This is a genomic window from Bacillus sp. J41TS8, assembly GCF_018333035.1.
Lineage (GTDB): Bacteria > Bacillota > Bacilli > Bacillales > Bacillaceae > Bacillus > Bacillus paralicheniformis.
Genome location: NZ_BORF01000055.1, coordinates 1 through 286, shown reverse-complemented (window position 1 = coordinate 286; position 286 = coordinate 1). Strand labels below are relative to the sequence as shown.

Below are 286 nucleotides of genomic sequence, written 5' to 3'. Positions count from 1 at the left end.
ATCGACAAGCTTTTTTTGTTAAAATGTGAGTGAAATCTAGTTTTTGGAGGTTTTTCCATGTTGTCTAAGCACTCTAAAGATCAGCGCGAACAGCTTGAAGTCTTTGCCTTAAGTGAACTTGTCCCGGAAGACCATCTGGTCAGGAAAATAGAAGAAGCTATGGACTTTTCTTTTATTTATGAAAAAGTTGCTCCCCTTTATTCTTCAAAAGGGCGCCCAAGCATTGATCCCGTTGTATTGATCAAAATGGTTCTGATTCAGTACGTGTTTGGCCACCGCTCGATGC

Annotated in this window: 1 protein-coding gene; it reads left to right on the top strand. The window is 40.6% G+C overall.

From position 1 onward, the window contains the following. Nucleotides 1-57: 57 nt before the first annotated feature. On the top strand, nucleotides 58-286 hold a 229-nt coding region (locus KI350_RS22820; protein ID WP_148726253.1), incomplete at its 3' end, for a transposase.